Below are 20,388 nucleotides of genomic sequence, written 5' to 3'. Positions count from 1 at the left end.
CGCAAAAACAACCGTCAATTGCATAAGGCAACCATCTTGAAAGGTGGAAAACGAAAATCAAACAAAGCTCCACGATTTGTCAAAGGGTTTCAACTGTTTGACAAGGTGGTGTACGAAGGGAAAGAATGTTTTATATTTGGCAGAAGAAGCAGCGGTTATTTTGACCTTCGGCTGTTAGATGGCACAAAAGTGCATGCTTCAGCAAGCTGGAAAAAGCTAAAAAGAGTTGAGTATGCTAGTACATTACTAATTGAAAGGAGGAAGGGCGATTCCTCCCCGACTTTCGCTCTCGCTTAGAAGTCGGGGTCTCCTCGCCTAAAACTGATGAATGAAATATTTCGCCAAGTGGGCGAACAATTGCTTTTGTTTGAAGGCTGGGAACATGTTACCGTTGCGTTTACAACGAGGCAAGGCGGGGTAAGCGATGAACCGTTCGCTACGTTAAATGTTGGCATGCATGTGGAAGATGATGAAGATGCGGTGTATAAAAATCGAACAATTGTTGCCGAAACGCTCGGTCTTCCGATTGAGCGATGGGTGTGCGCACATCAAGTGCATGGCGTGCATATAGAGAAAGTGACGAAAGCGCATGCTGGCAAAGGAGTGCGCACGTACGACACCGCGTTGCCGCATACAGACGGGCTTTATACGAACGAGCGACAATTAACTTTAGCGCTTTGTTTTGCGGATTGTGTTCCGCTTTACTTTTTTGCGCCAAACAAGCAGCTCATTGGAGTAGCCCACGCTGGCTGGAAAGGGACAGTCCATAACATCGCTGGACAAATGGTGAAACGGTGGGAAGAAGAAGGCGTCGCTCCCCAACATATTCATGTTGTGATCGGTCCATCGATCGGCCGATGCTGTTACGTCGTCGATGATCGCGTCATTGAATTCGTTCAAAAGGCGCTAGCCAATTGCTCTCCATCTCTTTATAATGAAACAAGTAGGGGGCAGTATGCGCTTGATTTAAAAGAAATGAATAAACAGCTGTTGCAACAAGCTGGGGTGCCGATTCAACAAATAGCTGTTTCATCGTATTGCACAAGCTGTGAGCGATCATTATTTTTCTCCCACCGTCGCGATGGTGGAAAGACAGGGAGAATGATGGCGCTTATTGGCTGGAGGTGATCATATGTCTGTGAAACAACGTTTACAAACGATTCAATATGAAATTGCCGAAGCGTGTGAAAAAACAGGACGAAGCGTATCCGATGTGCAAATTGTGGCGGTGACGAAATACGTAAGCGTCGCACGCGCAAAAGAGGCGGTGGAAGCTGGGATCGTTCACTTAGGCGAAAGTCGTGCAGACGGCTTTTTGCACAAATATGAGGCGATCGGAAAACAAGCAACGTGGCACTTCATCGGCACGCTGCAATCAAGAAAAGTGAAACAAGTCATTGATTACGTCGATTACATTCATTCGCTTGACCGCCTTTCGCTAGCGGAAGAAATCGATAAGCGAGCCAATCGGACGATCAAATGTTTTGTGCAAGTGAATGTTTCAGGCGAGCAGTCGAAACATGGATTAGCGCCGGAAGACGTATTGCCGTTTATTGAAACGTTATCTGCTTTTCCACGCATTCAAGTTGTCGGATTAATGACGATGGCGCCATATACGGATGATGAAGCGACGATTCGCTACTGTTTTCGGACGTTGCGTGAACTAAAGGAACGCGTGCAAGAAAAACAATGGTCGCACGCCCCTTGTACAGAGTTGTCGATGGGCATGTCAAACGATTACGTCATCGCGGTGGAAGAAGGAGCGACGTTCATCCGACTTGGTACAAGTCTTGTAGGCGAAGAGGAGGTGGAATAAATGGGATTTGTAAAAAAAATTCGCGATTTTTTCGACTTAGATGAGGAAAAATGGGAAGAGGATGAATACGAGCAAGAGGAAGTCGTGCAACAACCGAAAGCTGAACAAAAGCAAAATGTCGTCAGTTTACAAAGCGTGCAAAAATCTTCGAAAGTCGTTTTATTTGAGCCGCGCGCATATGCAGAAGTGCAAGAAATTGCCGATCATTTAAAAAATCGGCGCGCCGTCGTCGTCAACGTTCATCGCGTCGATCGCGATCAAGCGCGCCGCATCGTCGACTTTTTGAGCGGAACGGTATATGCGATTGGTGGAGACATTCAACAAGTCGGCTCGACAATTTTTTTATGCACGCCAGATAACGTCGATGTGAGCGGTTCAATTTCGGTCGTATCGGACGATGACTCAACGATAAAGAGGTGGTAAAATGTATCAAATTGCAAATGTTGTTGTGACAATTATTCAAGTATATTCGTATGCGCTTATTGTTTACATTTTAATGTCTTGGTTTCCAAATGCGCGCGACACAAAAGTCGGGCAGTTTTTCGCTACCATTTGTGAACCATATTTAGAGCCGTTTCGCCGCTTTATTCCACCTATCGGCATGATCGACATTTCTCCAATTGTCGCCTTGCTTGTTTTGCGTTTTGCAACAGCAGGCGTTTATGGGTTATTAGATATGATCAGCAGAGGGTTATAATGAACATTTATCAACATTTCCGTAAAGAAGAGCATCATTTCATTGACCTTGTGTGCGAATGGAAGCGGCTCGTGACTATGCAATATCGTCTAAAACTTACCCCGTTTTTAGATCCGCGCGAGCAACAAATCGTTCGCACCGTCGTCGGACATCACGATGACGTGAACGTATCGTTTTTTGGCGGGTGTTCTCTTGCTGAAAGGAAGCGAGCACTTCTATATCCGCCGTACATCGAACCGACAGAAGATGATTTTGAACTGACGTTATTTTCTGTCCGCTATCCGAAAAAATTTGTAACGATTGAACATCGCGACGTACTTGGCGCGCTTTTATCGCTCGGTGTGAAGCGCGAGAAGTTCGGCGATATTGTCATTGCCGATGACGTCGTTCAGTTTGTTGTCGCCTCCGATATCGCTCCGTTTGTGAAGATGAATATGACGTCGATTCGCAACGCTTCTGTCTCATTGCAACAACGACCGTTGTCGGAGATGCGCGTCGTCGCTGAAACATGGGAAGAAGAGACGATTACTGTATCTTCCCTTCGTCTCGACGCTGTGCTCGCGCAAACGTTTCGTCTGTCACGTCAAAAAGTGCAGACGCTTATTGAACAAGGATGGGCAAAATTGAACTGGAAAGTTGTCGATGAGCCGTCCGCTGAATGTCGAGAAGGCGACTTATTATCGCTTCGGCAACATGGGCGCTGCCGTTTGAAGACGATTGCAGGGCAAACGAAAAAAGAAAAGTGGCGCATCGTTGTCGAGAAAACGAAATAAAAGCAGGATTTTCGCAAAACATGTCGAATAGCCATGGTACGTACATAAGATGGAGGTGGACCACATGCCGTTGACGCCGTTAGATATTCATAATAAGGAATTTAGCCGAGGCTTTCGTGGATATGATGAAGATGAGGTAAACGAATTTTTAGACCAAGTCATTAAAGACTATGAAATGGTGTTGCGTGAAAAAAAGCAGCTCGAGGAAAAAGTAAAGGAGCTAACAGAAAAGCTGAATTACTTCACGAACATAGAAGAGACGTTAAATAAATCAATTTTAATCGCGCAAGAAACCGCCGAAGAAGTGAAGCGAAACGCACAAAAAGAGGCGAAGCTCATCATTAAAGAAGCGGAGAAAAACGCCGATCGCATCATTAGCGAAGCGCTCGCGAAAACGCGGAAAATTTCAATGGAAGTCGAAGAATTAAAGCGACAAGCGAAAGTGTTTCGCAACCGCTTCAAAATGTTAATTGAAGCGCAGCTCGATATGTTAAACAGCGGTGACTGGGATCATTTATTAGACTACAAGCTTGACGATGAAGCGATACAAGAAATAACGGAGTCTTGACGAGCGGCATCGTTATTACCTATAATATCGAATACAGTTATACATGGAAAAACGATGAAGGGGACAGTAGTTCTTTCATCAGCTTATTTCAGCGAGCCGAGGGCGGTGGAAGCTCGGCATAAGCGAAAGAATGAAGATCACCCCGGAGTTCCGTGCCGAACATAAGTAGGCCACGGCGCGTCATTCCCGTTACGAATGTCGAGTGGACTATTGTACATAGTCAATAAGGGTGGTACCGCGAGACCTTCTCGTCCCTTTTGGGCATGAGAAGGCTTTTTTTATTGACATAAAAGGAGGTATAGTCATGGACTACAAAGATACGTTACTCATGCCAAAAACCGATTTTCCGATGCGAGGCAATTTGCCGCAACGTGAACCGCAAATACAAGCGAAGTGGGAAGAAATGGACATTTACCGTAAAGTGCAAGAGCGCACGAAAGATCGGCCGCTTTTCGTGTTGCACGACGGGCCGCCGTATGCGAACGGCGATATTCATATGGGGCATGCGCTCAATAAAATTTTAAAAGATTTTATCGTGCGCTATAAATCGATGAGCGGCTACTGTGCACCGTACGTGCCGGGATGGGATACGCACGGCTTGCCGATTGAAACAGCATTGACGAAAACGAAAGGCGTCAATCGAAAAGAAATGAGTGTCGTCGAGTTTCGCAAGCTGTGCGAACAATATGCGTACGAGCAAATCGACCGCCAGCGCGAACAATTTAAACGGCTTGGTGTGCGCGGTGATTGGGATAACCCTTACATTACGTTAACGCCAGCATACGAAGCACAACAAATTAAAGTGTTCGGTGAAATGGCGAAAAAAGGACTAATTTATAAAGGGCTAAAGCCAGTATATTGGTCGCCATCAAGCGAATCCGCGCTTGCCGAAGCGGAAATTGAATATAAAGATAAACGTTCACCGTCGATTTACGTCGCCTTTCCTGTGAAAGACGGAAAAGGTGTGCTTGATGGCGATGAAAAAATCGTCATTTGGACGACGACACCATGGACGATTCCAGCGAACTTAGGTATCGCTGTTCATCCACAATTACAATATAGCGTCGTCGAAGCAGACGGAGGTAAATATGTCGTTGCCTCAGAGCTATTACAATCGGTGCAAAAAGAAATTGGTTGGGAGCATGTCACTGTATTAAAAACAGTAAAAGGAAGCGAACTTGAATGCGTCGTGGCGAAACATCCGTTTTACGATCGTGACTCGCTCGTCATTTGTGGCGAACACGTCACAACGGATGCAGGAACAGGTTGTGTCCATACCGCTCCAGGCCACGGGGAAGATGACTTTGTCGTCGGACAAAAATACGGCTTAGGCGTTCTTTGCCCTGTCGATGAGCGCGGCTATATGACAGAAGAAGCGCCAGGGTTTTCCGGCATGTTTTACGACGATGCAAACAAAGCGATTACTGAAAAACTGCAAGAAGTTGGAGCTCTGTTAAAATTATCGTTTATTACGCACTCGTATCCGCACGACTGGCGGACGAAACAACCGACAATTTTCCGTGCGACAGCTCAATGGTTTGCGTCCATCGACAAAATTCGCGAGCAATTGTTGAAAGCTGTCGAAGAAACGAAATGGGTGCCAGCATGGGGTGAAATTCGCATTCATAACATGATTCGCGATCGCGGCGACTGGTGCATTTCGCGACAACGCGCATGGGGTGTACCGATTCCAGTCTTTTATGCAGAAAATGGAGAGCCAATTATTACAGACGAAACGATTGAGCACGTATCGAACTTGTTCCGTCAGTACGGATCAAACGTCTGGTTTGAACGAGAAGCGAAAGATTTACTTCCAGAAGGTTTTACGCACCCAGGTAGCCCGAACGGACGCTTTACGAAAGAAACAGATATTATGGACGTTTGGTTCGACTCTGGTTCTTCTCATCAAGCGGTATTAGAAGAACGCGATGATTTACAGCGTCCAGCAGATCTTTATTTAGAAGGGTCCGACCAATATCGCGGCTGGTTTAACTCATCGCTCTCCACCGCGGTTGCAGTTACCGGAAAAGCGCCGTATAAAGGTGTGCTAAGCCACGGATTCGTATTAGATGGCGAAGGACGAAAAATGAGCAAATCGCTCGGCAACGTCGTCGTGCCAGCAAAAGTGATGGAGCAGCTTGGTGCCGACATTTTGCGTCTTTGGGTTGCTTCTGTCGACTATCAAGCGGACGTGCGCATTTCTGACAACATTTTAAAACAAGTGGCAGAAGTGTATCGTAAAATTCGCAACACGTTCCGTTTTATGCTCGGGAACTTATTCGATTTCAATCCTGCAGAACATACGGTAGCGATCGAGCAGTTGCGCGAAGTGGATCGTTACATGCTCATTAAATTAAATCGTCTCATCGAAAAAGTAAAACAAGCATACGAAGCGTATGAATTTGCGACGATTTATCATGAAGTGAACAACTTCTGTACCGTCGATTTAAGCGCGTTTTACTTTGACTTTTCGAAAGATGTGTTGTACATCGAGGCGGCAAATAGTCATGAACGCCGTTCGATTCAGACGGTGTTGTATGAAACGCTTGTGGCGTTAACGAAACTTGTTGCGCCAATTTTACCGCATACGGCAGATGAAGTATGGTCGTACATCCCGCACGTGAAAGAAGAAAGCGTACAGCTTGTTGATATGCCAGAGGCGGTGCATATCGATGATGCCGATCGCATCGTCGCAAAATGGGATGCGTTTATGGAACTGCGCGACGAAGTATTAAAGGCGCTAGAAGTGGCGCGTAGCGAAAAATTAATCGGAAAATCGCTCACTGCGCACGTCGTTTTATATCCGACAGAAGAGGCGAAAGCGCTCATCGACTCCATTAAAGAAGATATGAAACAATTGTTAATCGTTTCCGCGTTTTCGATTGGTGGCTCATTTACAGAAGCACCGAGCGAGGCGCAAACATTTACGAAAACAGCGATTGTCGTCAAACAAGCGGAAGGAAAAACGTGCGCACGTTGCTGGGTCGTTACACCGACAGTCGGCGAACATGCTGATTACCCAGAGCTATGTCCACGTTGTGCGACAATTGTCAAGCAATAACACTAATCCCCCCTCTCTTTCAAGGGGGGATTGTTTATGATACAATGAAAAAGAATTTCGTCTTGGAGGGGTATGATGGTATATTATTTGCTTGCTTTTGTCGTCATTTTGCTTGATCAATGGACGAAGTGGCTTGTCGTTCGCTATATGGAATTAGGGGAAAGCATTCCGATCATTGAAAACGTGTTATATATGACGTCACATCGTAATCGCGGCGCAGCATGGGGCATGTTGCAAGGACAATTTTGGTTGTTTTATATCGTTACGGTTGTCGTTGTCGTCGGCATCGTCATATACATTCAACGCTTGCAGCCTACGCAGCGGTTGTTTGGCGTTGCGCTCGGGCTCATGCTTGGCGGAGCGCTTGGCAACTTTATTGACCGCGTCTTTCGGAAAGAAGTCGTCGATTTCATTCATGTGTACATATTTAGTTACAGCTTTCCGATTTTCAACGTTGCTGATGCCGCGTTAACGATTGGTGTCGCGCTCATGTTTATTTACACATGGATCGAAGAAAAACAACGAAAGGGAATGAGCGATGGAGCAAATTCAACTCACAATTGAAGATCAACATGACGGAGAACGAATCGATAAAGTGATTGCCGAATTAAACGAGCAATGGTCTCGCTCTCAAGTGCAACAATGGCTAAAAGAAGGGCACGTCCTCGTCAACGGAAAGGCGGTGAAGCCGAACTATAAGTGTCACGTCGATGATGAAGTGACGATCTCTATTCCGGATCCCGAACCGCTTCATGTCGAACCAGAACATATTCCGCTTGACATATATTACGAAGATGCGGACGTATTAGTTGTCAATAAGCCGCGCGGCATGGTCGTCCATCCTGCGCCAGGGCATATGCGCGGAACGCTTGTGAATGCGTTGCTCGCCCATTGTAAAGACCTTTCAGGCATTAACGGCGTGTTGCGTCCAGGCATTGTGCACCGCATCGATAAAGATACGTCAGGCTTGTTAATGGTGGCTAAAAACGATCTCGCCCACGAATCGCTCGTCAATCAGCTTGTAAACAAAACGGTTACGCGCAAATACGAAGCGATCGTTCACGGTGTTATTCCGCACGATTATGGGACAATTGATGCCCCGATCGGACGCGATCCGCGCGATCGGCAAAGCATGGCGGTTGTTGAGAACGGGAAGGAGGCGGTGACGCATTTCCGCGTGCTTGAACGATTTGACCATTATACGTTCGTCGAATGTCAGCTCGAAACAGGGCGAACGCATCAAATTCGCGTCCATATGAAATATATTGGCTACCCGCTCGCAGGCGATCCGAAATACGGTCCGCGCAAAACGTTGCCGCTTGATGGACAAGCGCTTCATGCCGGGGTATTAGGTTTCTATCATCCACGCACGGGCGAATATATGCAGTTTAAAGCCCCGCTCCCTCATGAATTTGAACGATTGCTCGATATGTTGCGAAATAATCGTTGACAAATGAAAACAGGAAACGTAAAATGAATTCAAGTGAACAAGAACCTTTAAGTTCAGTCCCGTGAGGCTGAGAAGGTGTCGGATATAGGTGACGTATGCCTACATGTACCCTCTCGCCAAACGGTGAGAGGGTTTTTTGTATGGAGGTGGAACGATGCAAAAGGCAGTTGTATTGGACGAACAAGCGATTCGACGCGCATTGACGCGCATTGCTCACGAAATTATTGAGCGCAATAAAGGGATTGACGGCTGTGTGCTTATCGGCATTAAAACGCGTGGCATTTACTTAGCGAAGCGGTTAGCCGAGCGCATTGAACAAATTGAAGGAACAGCCATTCCTGTCGGCGAGCTAGATATTACGTTATACCGCGATGATTTAACGGTAAAAACAGCTGATCGTGAACCGCTCGTCAAAGGAACAGACGTCCCGTTTTCTGTGACGAATCAAAAAGTCATTTTAGTCGACGATGTGTTATTTACTGGTCGAACGGTGCGCGCGGCGATGGATGCCGTCATGGATCTCGGCCGTCCGGCGCAAATTCAACTGGCTGTTCTCGTCGACCGCGGCCATCGCGAATTACCGATTCGCGCTGACTTTGTCGGCAAAAACATTCCGACATCGAGCTCGGAAATGATTGTCGTCGAGTTAAAAGAGGTCGATGACACGGATCAAGTGAGCATACATGAATAAAGCACCCTTTTTAAAGGCAGTCCAGCGAGGCTGACAAAGGGGAACGGTTTTTTACACCCTCTTTGTGCCTTCGTACGGACAAAGAGGGTTTTTTATATAAACAGAAATAAGGAGAGAGAATGATGAAACCGGTATTAGACGTGAAAGATGTTCCTTCGTTCGGGCAACTCATTTCGCTTAGTTTACAACATTTATTTGCGATGTTTGGCGCAACGATTTTAGTTCCGTATTTAGTCGGGCTAAGTCCAGCTATGGCGCTTATTTCAAGTGGACTCGGCACGCTCGCCTTTTTAATCGTCACAAAATGGCAAGTGCCAGCTTATCTCGGTTCGTCGTTTGCGTTCATTACGCCAATCATTGCAGCGAAAGCAGCGGGCGGACCCGGTGCGGCGATGATTGGCAGCTTTTTAGCGGGGCTTGTGTACGGCATCGTCGCTTTAGCGATTAAAAAAGCGGGCTATCGCTGGATTATGAATTTGTTGCCACCGATCGTTGTCGGTCCAGTCATTATCGTTATCGGACTCGGGTTAGCGAACGTCGCCGTCAGCATGGCGATGAACGGCCCGGATGGAACGTACAGTTTAACGCACTTTTCTGTTGCGATCGTGACGCTTGCAGCAACCATTATGTTCTCGATTTTATCGCGAGGGATGTTTAGCCTCGTCCCTGTATTAATGGGCATTATCGTCGGCTACGTGTACGCGCTAGCGATCGGCGTCGTCGATTTATCAGGAGTGGCGAAAGCAAAATGGCTTGAAATGCCAGACTTCCTCTTGCCGTTCGTTCATTACGACGTGCGCATTACGCTCGACATCGTATTGCTTATGGTTCCTGTTGCGATCGTGACGCTGTCTGAACATATCGGCCACCAGCTCGTGTTAGGCAAAGTTGTCGGTCGCAACTACATTAAAGAGCCAGGCTTACATCGCTCCATTTTCGGTGACGGATTAGCGACGATGATTTCTGCGCTCATCGGCGGTCCACCGAAGACGACGTACGGAGAAAATATCGGCGTATTGGCGATTACGCGCGTATATAGCGTATACGTGTTAGCTGGTGCAGCTGTCCTCGCGATCACCTTCGGATTTTTCGGTAAAGTGACGGCGCTCATCAGTTCGATTCCGACGCCGGTCATGGGCGGCGTATCGATCTTGTTGTTCGGAATTATCGCTTCCTCTGGTTTACGCATGCTTGTCGATAGTAAAATCGACTTTGGCGATAAGCGAAACTTAGTCATTTCATCCGTCATTCTCGTCATCGGTATCGGGGATGCGATCGTAAAAGTATCGGAGCAATTTGAAGTGCACGGCATGGCGCTTGCAGCGATTACAGGCATCGTATTAAATCTCATTTTACCAGGTCGTCCGAACATGAACGATAGCACATATGAACAACATCATGATGTCGCATAATGCATCTTTTAAATGAAGTCCAGCGAGGCTTACAAAGGTGCGAGGAGGAGGACATATGTTTTCCTCATGCTTTTCAACACCTTGCCTCGCACGGCAAGGTGTTTTTTTACTAAAAAGGAGGAGTCTTGTATGCATTTACTTACGTTAACCGAGTTGTCTGTTGATGAAGTGCTTGCCATTTTGCATGAAGCGGAACGATTTGCGAACGGGGAAACATGGAAAACAAATAAACAAACGTTTGTGGCGAACTTATTTTTTGAGCCGAGCACGCGTACAAAATGCAGCTTTGAAATTGCAGAACGAAAGCTTGGGTTAGAAGTCATTCCGTTTGATGCACAAATGTCGAGCGTCCAAAAAGGAGAAACGTTATACGATACGATTCGGACGTTGCAAGCGATCGGCGTAGAGGCGGTCGTCATTCGCCATCCGTCTGACGATTACTTTGAGCCGTTGCGCGATGTAGTCCATATCCCGATCATTAACGCCGGCGATGGGTGCGGTCACCACCCGACACAATCGCTGCTTGATTTAATGACGATTTATCAGCAGTTCGGCACGTTTATCGGGCTTCAAGTGGCGATCGTTGGTGACATTCGTCATAGCCGTGTTGCCCGCTCCAATGCTGAAATATTAACGAGGCTCGGCGCTAACGTCTTATTTTGCAGCCCGCTCGAGTGGCAAGATGCGACGAATCCGTTCGGCACGTACGTGGATTTCGATACGGCAGTAAAAGAAGCGGATGTCGTCATGCTCCTTCGCATTCAACATGAACGCCACGAACGACAAATGGGATGGACGAAGGAACAATACCACGCTCAGTACGGGTTAACAATCGAGCGAGAAAAACAGATGAAGAAAACGAGTATCATTCTACATCCCGCTCCTGTCAATCGCGATGTAGAAATTGCAAGCGAACTCGTTGAATGTGAGCGTTCCCGCATTTTTAAACAAATGGAAAACGGTGTATACGTGCGCATGGCTGTATTGAAACGCGCGCTACAAAAAGGGGGAGAGCGAAATGGCTATCATTTTCCAACGTGCGCGCTCGCTTAATGAACGAGGCGAGCTAGTGTTGACGGATATAAAAATAGACGGAGGGCGCATCGTTGCGATCGCCCCGTGCATCGAGGCACACGATCACGAGGAAGTGATCGATGTATGTGAACAATTTATCGCGCCGGGGTTTATTGACGTGCACGTTCATTTGCGCGAGCCGGGTGGCGAGCATAAAGAAACGATTGCGACAGGAACGTTAGCGGCAGCGAAAGGCGGATTTACGACGATCGCCGCCATGCCGAACACAAAACCTGTTCCCGATTCGAAACAACAAATGGAATGGCTTATGCAGCGCATTCGCGAAACAGCGCATGTGCGCGTGTTACCGTATGCCGCCATTACCGTGCGCCAAGCAGGTAAACAGCTCGTTGACTTTGCCGCATTGAAAGAGGCGGGGGCGTTTGCGTTTACGGACGATGGCGTTGGGATACAAAGCGCGCGCATGATGTACGAGGCGATGCAGCAAGCTGCTGCTCTCGATATGCCAATCGTCGCACATTGTGAAGACGAAACGCTGACGTATAAAGGATGCGTGCATGACGGAGCGTTTGCGAAACGACACGGACTGACCGGTATTCCTTCCGTTTGTGAAGCGGTACATATTGCGCGCGATGTGTTGTTAGCGGAAGCGACAGGTTGCCATTATCACGTTTGTCATATGAGCACGAAACAATCGGTGCGCATCGTGCGCGAGGCGAAACAAGCAGGAATTCGCGTCACTGCTGAAGTGACGCCGCACCATTTACTTCTTTGCGATGAAGACATTCCAACGTTAGACGCAAACTTTAAAATGAATCCACCGCTGCGCACGAAAGAAGACCAACAAGCGTTAATCGAAGGGTTGCTTGATGGAACGATTGATTTTATTGCCACCGATCATGCGCCACATACAAAGGAAGAAAAAAGCGAAGGGATGGTGCTTGCGCCGTTTGGCATCGTTGGGTTAGAAACCGCTTTTCCGCTTTTATACACGCACCTCGTTGAAAAAGGAGTATGTACGTTAAAGCAGCTCGTCGATTGGCTTGCGAAAAAACCAGCGGAAACGTTTCGTATCGACGGTGGCGAGCTGAAAGTTGGGGCAAAAGCAGATTTTGTCGTTATCGATTTACATACGGAACAAGTTATCGATCCTCATACGTTTGCTTCAAAAGGAAAAAACACACCGTTTGCAGGCTGGGTATGTAAAGGATGGCCGACGATGACGGTCGTCGACGGAAAAATCGTTTGGCAGAAAGGGAGAGAGTGATGAAGCGACAACTCATTTTAGAAGACGGTACACGTTTTGTTGGCGAAGCGTTTGGAAGTGAACGACAAACAGTCGGTGAAGTCGTTTTTAACACAGGAATGACAGGATATCAAGAAATTTTAACCGACCCATCGTATTGCGGACAAATCGTGACGATGACGTATCCGTTGATCGGCAACTACGGCATAAATCGCGACGACTTTGAGTCGATTGAACCATACGTGTTCGGTTTTATCGTCAAAGAAGCGTGTTCATCGCCGTCCAATTGGCGGTGCGAACATACGCTTGACGACTATTTGCGCATGAAAAATATCCCCGGCTTAGCAGGTGTCGATACGCGGAAACTGACGCGCATCATCCGCCAACACGGCACATTAAAAGGAATGATTTGCGATATGGATGTGTCTGTTGAAGAGGCGGTCGCCCATTTAAAAGAAACGGAGCTTGCGCGCGATCAAGTGAAGCGCGTCTCGACAAAAAGTCCGTACGCTAGTCCAGGGCGCGGCCATCGCATCGTTTTAATCGACTTTGGCATGAAGCACGGCATTTTGCGCGAGTTAAATAAACGAGATTGTGACGTCATCGTGCTCCCGTATAACGCAACAGCAGAAGACGTGTTGCGCCTTCATCCAGATGGGGTAATGTTATCAAACGGACCGGGGGACCCGAAAGATGTGCCAGAGGCGCTTAACATGATTCGAGGTGTGCTCGGCCACGTTCCGCTTTTTGGCATTTGTCTTGGCCATCAACTGTTTGCGCTCGCTTGCGGGGCGAATACGGAAAAAATGAAGTTCGGTCATCGCGGTTCGAACCACCCTGTCAAACATATAGAAACAGGAAAAGTTGCGATGACGTCGCAAAATCACGGTTATACCGTTACTGAACAGTCGCTCGTTCATACGCGGTTAGAGGTGACGCACATCGCGTTAAACGACGGAACGATCGAAGGAATTCGCCATCGCGACGTTCCAGCGTTTACGGTGCAATTTCATCCGGAGGCGTCGCCAGGGCCAGAAGATGCTAACGACTTGTTTGATGATTTTATCGCTATGATCGAACAGTTTAAAAAAGAAAGAGGTGTCGTTCATGCCTAAACGTCAAGATATTGAAACGATTCTCGTCATCGGATCAGGGCCGATCGTCATCGGGCAAGCAGCGGAATTTGATTACGCAGGGACGCAAGCATGTTTAGCCTTAAAGGAAGAAGGATATAAAGTCATTCTCGTCAACTCGAACCCAGCGACAATTATGACCGATACAGAAATTGCCGACAAAGTATACATGGAGCCGTTAACGCTTGAATTTGTTGCGCGCGTCATTCGCAAAGAGCGTCCCGATGCGATTTTGCCGACGCTTGGCGGACAAACGGGCTTAAATTTGGCGGTCGAATTAGCGAAAGCAGGCGTGCTTGAAGAGTGCGGCGTTGAAATTCTCGGCACGAAATTAGAAGCGATTGAAAAAGCGGAAGATCGCGAGCAATTTCGCGCGCTCATGAACGAACTTGGCGAACCTGTGCCAGAGAGCGCCATCGTTCATAGTTTACAAGAAGCATGTGCATTCGTCGCACAAATCGGTTATCCTGTCATCGTCCGACCGGCGTTTACGCTCGGTGGAACAGGAGGAGGCATTTGTACGAACGAAACAGAGTTGATTGACATCGTTTCAAGCGGCTTAAAAATGAGCCCTGTCCATCAATGTTTATTAGAAAAAAGTATCGCAGGTTATAAAGAAATCGAATACGAAGTGATGCGCGATGCGAAAGATAACGCCATCGTCGTTTGCAATATGGAAAATATTGATCCTGTCGGCATTCATACGGGCGATTCAATTGTCGTCGCTCCGAGCCAAACGTTAAGCGATCGCGAATATCAACTGTTGCGCAACGCGTCGCTTCGCATTATTCGCGCGCTCGGCATCGAAGGTGGGTGCAACGTGCAACTTGCGCTTGATCCGCACAGTTTTCAATATTACGTCATTGAAGTCAACCCGCGCGTCAGCCGCTCATCGGCACTCGCTTCGAAAGCGACCGGATATCCGATTGCCAAGCTAGCTGCAAAAATTGCGGTCGGTTTAACGCTTGATGAAATGATGAATCCGGTGACAGGAAAAACGTACGCTTGCTTTGAGCCGGCGCTTGATTACGTCGTCACGAAAATCCCGCGCTTTCCATTTGATAAATTTGAATCAGCGAACCGTCATCTCGGTACGCAAATGAAAGCGACAGGCGAAGTGATGGCGATCGGGCGCACGTTTGAACAATCGCTATTAAAAGCGGTGCGCTCGCTCGAAACGAACGTGTACCATCTTGAGTTAAAAGAACAAGTCGATGATGCGCTATTGCAAAAACGCATTCAAAAAGCGGGGGACGAACGGTTATTTTACATTGCAGAAGCGTTTCGGCGCGGCGTAACGGTCGAACAAGTGCATGCATGGAGTCAAATCGATGTATTCTTTTTAACGAAAATTGCAAGTATTGTAGAGTACGAATCAGTTGTACGTGAACATGTTGGCGATATAGACGTACTAGCGAAAGCGAAAGATATCGGATTTTCCGATGTGGCAATCGCGAAACTTTGGAACATGACGGAGCGCGACGTATACGACATGCGCAAACGAGCAGGACTCACTCCTGTCTATAAAATGGTCGATACGTGCGCGGCAGAATTTGAATCAGAAACTCCGTATTATTACAGCACATACGAAGAAGAAAACGAATCTGTTGTTACCCCGCGCGAAAGCGTCGTTGTGCTCGGCTCAGGTCCGATTCGCATCGGGCAAGGAATTGAGTTTGACTACGCGACCGTTCATTGCGTATGGGCGATTAAAGAATCGGGATATGAAGCGATCATTATTAACAACAATCCAGAGACGGTATCTACCGACTTTAGCATTTCCGATAAGTTATATTTTGAACCGTTAACGATTGAAGATGTGATGCACGTCATTGATCTCGAACAACCGATTGGCGTGATCGTCCAATTCGGCGGTCAAACGGCGATCAACTTAGCGGCGGAGCTAGCCGCGCGCGGCGTGTGCATTCTCGGTACGTCGCTTGAAAATTTAGATCGAGCTGAAAACCGGGACAAATTCGAACGGACGCTGGCGCAACTTGGCATTCCGCAACCGAAAGGAAAAACGGCGTGTTCAGTTGATGAAGCGGTACACATTGCCCAACATATCGGTTATCCGGTTCTCGTGCGTCCATCGTACGTGCTTGGCGGTCGGGCGATGGAAATCGTATATAAAGAGGAAGAGCTCCTTCATTACATGGAACATGCGGTGAAAGTCAATCCACAACATCCGGTATTAATTGACCGCTATTTAATCGGGAAAGAAATTGAAGTCGATGCCATTTCAGACGGTGACGATGTATTTATTCCGGGCATTATGGAACATATTGAACGCGCCGGTGTTCATTCCGGCGATTCGATTGCCGTCTATCCACCGCAAACGTTAACGAAAGATGTACAACAGCAAATTGTCGACTACACGATTGCGCTTGCGAAGGGGCTAGGCATCGTCGGTTTATTAAACATTCAATTCGTCTTATACGACGGAGACGTATACGTATTAGAAGTAAATCCACGGTCGAGCCGTACCGTTCCATTTTTAAGTAAAATTACGAACGTGAAAATGGCAAACATTGCAACAAAAGTCATTTTAGGGGCGAAGTTAAAAGAACTTGGTTACAGTACAGGATTAAAAGAAGAAAGCGAAGGCGTATATGTAAAAGCACCCGTCTTTTCGTTTGCGAAGTTGCGTAACGTCGATATTTCGCTCGGGCCAGAAATGAAATCGACCGGCGAAGTAATCGGAAAAGACGACACATTTGCAAAAGCGTTGTATAAAGGGCTCGTCGCTTCAGGTATTCATATTCGTCCGTACGGGGCGGTATTGTTAACTATTGCCGATAAAGATAAAGAAGAGGCGATCGATATCGCGCGTCGTTTTTACCATATTGGCTACCAGCTACTTGCGACAAACGGTACGGCAAACGCGTTGCGCCAAGCAAACATTCCGGTCACAGTCGTAAATAAAATTCATACCGGCTCGCCAAACATTCTTGACGTCATTCGCCAAGGCGAGGCGCAAGTTGTCATCAATACGTTAACGAAAGGAAAAGAAACAGAAAGCGATGGTTTCCGCATTCGTCGCGAAGCGGTAGAAAACGGCATTCCGTGCGTGACATCGCTCGATACAGCGAAAGCGATGCTTCTCGTCTTAGAAGCGATGACTTTTTCGACAACGGCGATGGCAGAAAAGAAGGTGGGTGTATGAAAGACATGATGACGGTTGTGTCGAATCGCCCGATCGCCCATCGCATTTATGAGCTTGTTCTTTCCGGTTCGCTCGTTCAACATATGCATATACCGGGACAATTTGTGCATGTGAAGGTGGGAGCGACGCCGCTATTACGGCGTCCGCTCAGCCTTTGCGACATCAATCAAAAGGCGAATGAGTGCACGATCATTTACCGTGTAGAAGGCGCAGGAACGACGCTTCTTTCACAAAAAGCACGTGGCGAAACAGTCGATGTGCTCGGTCCGCTCGGGAACGGTTTTTCGGTAACAGCGGCAAAAAGAGGAGAGCGAGCTTTGCTTGTCGGAGGAGGCATCGGCGTTCCCCCGTTGTTTGAGCTCGCCAAACAGCTTAGCCAAAACGGTGTTTTCGTCACGACCGTGCTCGGTTTTCAAACGAAACATGTCGCGTTTTATGATGAAAAATTTGCATCGTTCGGCGAGATGTACGTTGCGACAGTCGACGGTTCATATGGCATGAAAGGATTTGTCACCGATGTCATTCGGGCAAATGATCTGTCGTTTGATGTGTTGTACGCTTGTGGACCGAAGCCGATGTTGCGGGCGCTTGCGAATGACTTTCCGCATCAACAAGTATATTTGTCGCTCGAGGAACGAATGGGGTGCGGCATCGGAGCTTGCTTCGCTTGCGTTTGCCGCGTACCTCATAGCGAGACGGCATATAAAAAAGTGTGCAGCGATGGACCGGTATTTCGAGCGGGGGAGGTGTTGTTATGAACCGGCTTGCAGTAGAGCTTCCAGGACTATCATTAAAAAATCCGATCATGCCGGCATCTGGATGTTTCGGGTTTGGACGGGAGTATGCGGCGTATTATGATTTAAGCGTGCTAGGCGCAATCATGATTAAAGCGACGACGTTAGAGGCGCGCTTCGGTAATCCAACCCCACGGGTAGCAGAAACGCCAAGCGGCATGTTAAATGCGATCGGGTTGCAAAATCCGGGTGTAGATCGAGTAATAGCTGAAGAATTGCCGTGGTTAGCGCAATACGACGTGCCCATTATCGCCAACGTTGCCGGTTCAACGATGGAAGAATATGTAGAAGTGGCGAAGCGTATATCAAAAGCGCCAAACGTTCATGCGCTCGAGTTAAACATTTCATGCCCGAACGTGAAAAAGGGCGGCATTGCGTTCGGTACCGTTCCTGAAGTTGCCGCCGAACTGACGCGAGCGGTAAAAGAAGTATCTGACGTCCCTGTATACGTGAAGCTATCGCCGAATGTGACAAACATTGTACACATGGCAAAAGCAATCGAGCAAGCTGGAGCTGACGGGTTGACGATGATTAATACGTTGTTAGGTATGCGTATTGACGTCAAAACTACGAAGCCGATTTTAGCGAATCGAACTGGCGGTCTATCTGGCCCAGCGATTAAGCCGATTGCTATTCGGATGATTTACGAAGTGAGCCAAGCCGTATCCATTCCGATTATCGGGATGGGTGGAATTGAAACGGCGGAAGATGTTATTGAATTTTTTTATGCCGGTGCGCGTGCGGTCGCGATCGGAACGGCCAATTTTATCGACCCGTACGTCTGTCCAAACATTATTCGTGACTTGCCGGCGCTGTTAGATGAACTCGGTGTCGATCACATTTCGGAATGTACGGGGAGGAGTTGGAACAATGGATCAACCGTTCATTGTGGCGCTTGATTTTTCATCAAAAGAAGAAGTGCAGTCGTTTTTACAGTTATTTTCCGATACGTCGCTATTTGTCAAAGTCGGCATGGAGCTATACTTTCAAGAAGGTCCGACGATTATCGACGAACTAAAGCAGCGTGGCCATTATATTTTTTTAGATTTAAAGCTTCATGATATCCCAAATACAGTTAAGCGAACGATGAAAGGGTTGGCAAAATTAGGAGTTGATTTAGTAAACGTCCACGCATCAGGGGGAAGCGCGATGATGCGTGCGGCGTTAGAAGGATTAGAGGAAGGCACGCCGAACGGCATGAAGCGCCCACGCTGTATTGCGGTGACGCAACTGACGAGCACAAGCGAACAGATGCTTGTTCATGAGCTGTTAGTTGACCGCACGATGAAAGACACAGTGCTCCATTACGCTTCACTTGCACATGATAGCGGGCTAGACGGGGTCGTTTGTTCCGCCCAAGAAGTGCCGCTTCTTCGCGCACGTTTTGGCCCAACGTTCATTACCGTCACACCCGGCATTCGTTTTGCGAACGAGGCAAAGGGCGATCAAGTGCGCGTTGTAACACCAAACGAAGCAAAACAGCTCGGAACAACTTATATCGTCGTCGGACGAAGCATCACGAAAGCGCATGATCCACACGAAGCGTATGAGCGGTTAAAACGGGAATGGGATGGTGAACAATGATGAAAAAACAAATCGCAAAACAACTTCTTTCGATCGGTGCGGTGTCGTTAAGCCCGAACGAACCGTTTACATGGTCTTCAGGCATACAAGCGCCCATATATTGCGACAACCGCCTGACGCTAGCTTATCCAGCGACGAGACGGATGATTGCCGATGAGCTAACAGCGTTCATTCGCACGCATTTCCCACATGTCCACGTTATTGCCGGAACAGCGACCGCAGGCATTCCTCATGCCGCATGGGTGAGCGAACGGCTCGATGTGCCGATGTGCTATGTGCGCAGTCAAGCGAAAGGACATGGAAAAGGAAAACAAATCGAAGGGAAAGTAGAAAAAGGGCAAAACGTCGTCGTCGTGGAAGATTTAATTTCTACAGGAGGCAGTTCATTAAACGCTGTGCGCGCCTTGCGTGAAGCAGGATGCGAAGTGCTTGGGGTCGTCGCCATTTTTACATACGGATTAGAAAAAGGAAAACGCGCGTTTGAACAAGAACGCGTTCCCGTCTATACCGTTACTGACTACGATGCGCTCATGGAAGTAGCGCTAGAACTCGGTATCATTACCGAGGAGGAGCGAGCAACGTTGCATCGTTGGCGTAGTCAGTTAGAAGCATAAAGAAAAGGGTGTCTAACGAGTGACACCCTTTTTTATCTTATGTTCATTTAGTGGAAACAGCGTTTGTTTTTAAGTAGTGGATATCGTTTGCTTGTTGAATCGAACGGAGTGATAGTGCTTGTAGAATCGTTTCTTGATGCGCTATTTTCTCGAACCCTTCTTCCATTTGTTGCGACAACTGTTCGATTTGCTGTTTCATGGCTGGAATTTCTTGCACATGCAACTCTACAACAGTCATTCGTTCCATCAACTGCCCAACCATTTCACGAATTGCTGGCACAAGCGCCACATCATCTTTCGTTGCCATCGTTTGCTCGATTTGATCGATACGCTTATTCACAGCAGCGA

At 47.6% G+C, this 20,388-nt stretch carries 19 protein-coding genes, 2 pseudogenes and 1 other annotated feature; of the genes and pseudogenes, 20 read left to right on the top strand and 1 reads right to left on the bottom strand.

Features of this window, described 5'->3' with window-relative positions:
* The 20 genes and pseudogenes from BM213_RS00745 to pyrE form a co-directional block, all read left to right on the top strand.
* Positions 1-297, top strand: a pseudogene (locus BM213_RS00745) (RNA-guided endonuclease IscB); the annotation flags it as partial.
* Positions 298-324: 27 nt separating this feature from the next.
* Positions 325-1,128, top strand: coding sequence for a peptidoglycan editing factor PgeF (gene pgeF, locus BM213_RS00740; RefSeq protein WP_091700049.1), 804 nt, complete (start codon positions 325-327; stop codon positions 1,126-1,128).
* 4 nt (positions 1,129-1,132) lie between these two features.
* The gene (locus BM213_RS00735) at positions 1,133-1,816 is read left to right on the top strand and encodes a YggS family pyridoxal phosphate-dependent enzyme (RefSeq protein WP_091700048.1); all 684 of its coding nucleotides are present in this window, start codon (positions 1,133-1,135) and stop codon (positions 1,814-1,816) included.
* Positions 1,817-2,239 (top strand): cell division protein SepF, encoded by a 423-nt coding sequence (locus BM213_RS00730; RefSeq protein ID WP_091700047.1) that lies wholly within the window; start codon positions 1,817-1,819, stop codon positions 2,237-2,239. It begins immediately after the preceding gene.
* A 1-nt stretch (position 2,240) separates the two neighbouring features.
* Positions 2,241-2,513: a YggT family protein gene (locus BM213_RS00725; protein ID WP_091700046.1), complete on the top strand. Its 273-nt coding sequence runs from the start codon at positions 2,241-2,243 to the stop codon at positions 2,511-2,513.
* Positions 2,513-3,286, top strand: coding sequence for a YlmH family RNA-binding protein (locus BM213_RS00720; RefSeq protein ID WP_091700045.1), 774 nt, complete (start codon positions 2,513-2,515; stop codon positions 3,284-3,286). Before BM213_RS00725 ends, BM213_RS00720 begins: the two co-directional genes overlap by 1 nt.
* A gap of 64 nt (positions 3,287-3,350) precedes the next feature.
* Positions 3,351-3,854: a DivIVA domain-containing protein gene (locus BM213_RS00715; protein ID WP_003395054.1), complete on the top strand. Its 504-nt coding sequence runs from the start codon at positions 3,351-3,353 to the stop codon at positions 3,852-3,854.
* 45 nt (positions 3,855-3,899) lie between these two features.
* Positions 3,900-4,113 (top strand) — a binding site (T-box leader).
* Between the two features lie 45 nt (positions 4,114-4,158).
* The gene (gene ileS, locus BM213_RS00710) at positions 4,159-6,915 is read left to right on the top strand and encodes an isoleucine--tRNA ligase (RefSeq protein WP_091700044.1); all 2,757 of its coding nucleotides are present in this window, start codon (positions 4,159-4,161) and stop codon (positions 6,913-6,915) included.
* Between the two features lie 75 nt (positions 6,916-6,990).
* Complete coding sequence (lspA, locus tag BM213_RS00705) at positions 6,991-7,479, top strand: signal peptidase II (protein ID WP_091700043.1); 489 nt, start codon at positions 6,991-6,993, stop codon at positions 7,477-7,479.
* On the top strand, positions 7,454-8,365 hold the full coding sequence (locus tag BM213_RS00700; RefSeq protein WP_091700042.1) for an RluA family pseudouridine synthase: 912 nt from the start codon (positions 7,454-7,456) through the stop codon (positions 8,363-8,365). The genes lspA and BM213_RS00700 overlap by 26 nt, the downstream gene beginning before the upstream one ends.
* A 154-nt stretch (positions 8,366-8,519) precedes the next feature.
* The gene (gene pyrR, locus BM213_RS00695; RefSeq protein WP_091700041.1) at positions 8,520-9,056 is read left to right on the top strand and encodes a bifunctional pyr operon transcriptional regulator/uracil phosphoribosyltransferase PyrR; all 537 of its coding nucleotides are present in this window, start codon (positions 8,520-8,522) and stop codon (positions 9,054-9,056) included.
* Between the two features lie 119 nt (positions 9,057-9,175).
* Positions 9,176-10,468 carry a solute carrier family 23 protein gene (locus BM213_RS00690; RefSeq protein ID WP_091700040.1) on the top strand — a complete coding sequence of 431 codons (1,293 nt, stop codon included), beginning with the start codon at positions 9,176-9,178 and terminating at the stop codon, positions 10,466-10,468.
* 129 nt (positions 10,469-10,597) lie between these two features.
* On the top strand, positions 10,598-11,521 hold the full coding sequence (locus tag BM213_RS00685) for an aspartate carbamoyltransferase catalytic subunit (RefSeq protein WP_091700039.1): 924 nt from the start codon (positions 10,598-10,600) through the stop codon (positions 11,519-11,521).
* The gene (locus BM213_RS00680; protein ID WP_091700038.1) at positions 11,487-12,770 is read left to right on the top strand and encodes a dihydroorotase; all 1,284 of its coding nucleotides are present in this window, start codon (positions 11,487-11,489) and stop codon (positions 12,768-12,770) included. Before BM213_RS00685 ends, BM213_RS00680 begins: the two co-directional genes overlap by 35 nt.
* The gene (locus tag BM213_RS00675; protein WP_091700037.1) at positions 12,770-13,864 is read left to right on the top strand and encodes a carbamoyl phosphate synthase small subunit; all 1,095 of its coding nucleotides are present in this window, start codon (positions 12,770-12,772) and stop codon (positions 13,862-13,864) included. Before BM213_RS00680 ends, BM213_RS00675 begins: the two co-directional genes overlap by 1 nt.
* Positions 13,857-17,048: a carbamoyl-phosphate synthase large subunit gene (gene carB, locus BM213_RS00670; RefSeq protein ID WP_091700036.1), complete on the top strand. Its 3,192-nt coding sequence runs from the start codon at positions 13,857-13,859 to the stop codon at positions 17,046-17,048. Before BM213_RS00675 ends, carB begins: the two co-directional genes overlap by 8 nt.
* Positions 17,045-17,806, top strand: a complete 762-nt coding sequence (locus BM213_RS00665) for a dihydroorotate dehydrogenase electron transfer subunit (protein WP_091700035.1) — start codon at positions 17,045-17,047, stop codon at positions 17,804-17,806. The genes carB and BM213_RS00665 overlap by 4 nt, the downstream gene beginning before the upstream one ends.
* A complete protein-coding gene (locus tag BM213_RS00660; RefSeq protein ID WP_091700034.1) occupies positions 17,803-18,741 on the top strand; it encodes a dihydroorotate dehydrogenase in 939 nt (312 codons plus the stop codon). The genes BM213_RS00665 and BM213_RS00660 overlap by 4 nt, the downstream gene beginning before the upstream one ends.
* Positions 18,713-19,426 (top strand): orotidine-5'-phosphate decarboxylase, encoded by a 714-nt coding sequence (pyrF, locus tag BM213_RS00655; protein ID WP_091700033.1) that lies wholly within the window; start codon positions 18,713-18,715, stop codon positions 19,424-19,426. Before BM213_RS00660 ends, pyrF begins: the two co-directional genes overlap by 29 nt.
* Entirely contained in the window at positions 19,426-20,040 is a 615-nt protein-coding gene (gene pyrE, locus BM213_RS00650) for an orotate phosphoribosyltransferase (protein WP_003395028.1), read from the top strand. Before pyrF ends, pyrE begins: the two co-directional genes overlap by 1 nt.
* A gap of 43 nt (positions 20,041-20,083) precedes the next feature.
* Here the strand turns inward: pyrE and BM213_RS00645 are convergent.
* Positions 20,084-20,388 (bottom strand): annotated as a pseudogene (locus tag BM213_RS00645) (hypothetical protein); the annotation flags it as partial.

This window comes from Anoxybacillus pushchinoensis, assembly GCF_900111795.1.
Classification (GTDB): Bacteria; Bacillota; Bacilli; order Bacillales; family Anoxybacillaceae; genus Anoxybacillus; species Anoxybacillus pushchinoensis.
This window is presented reverse-complemented; position numbering and strand designations above follow the sequence as displayed.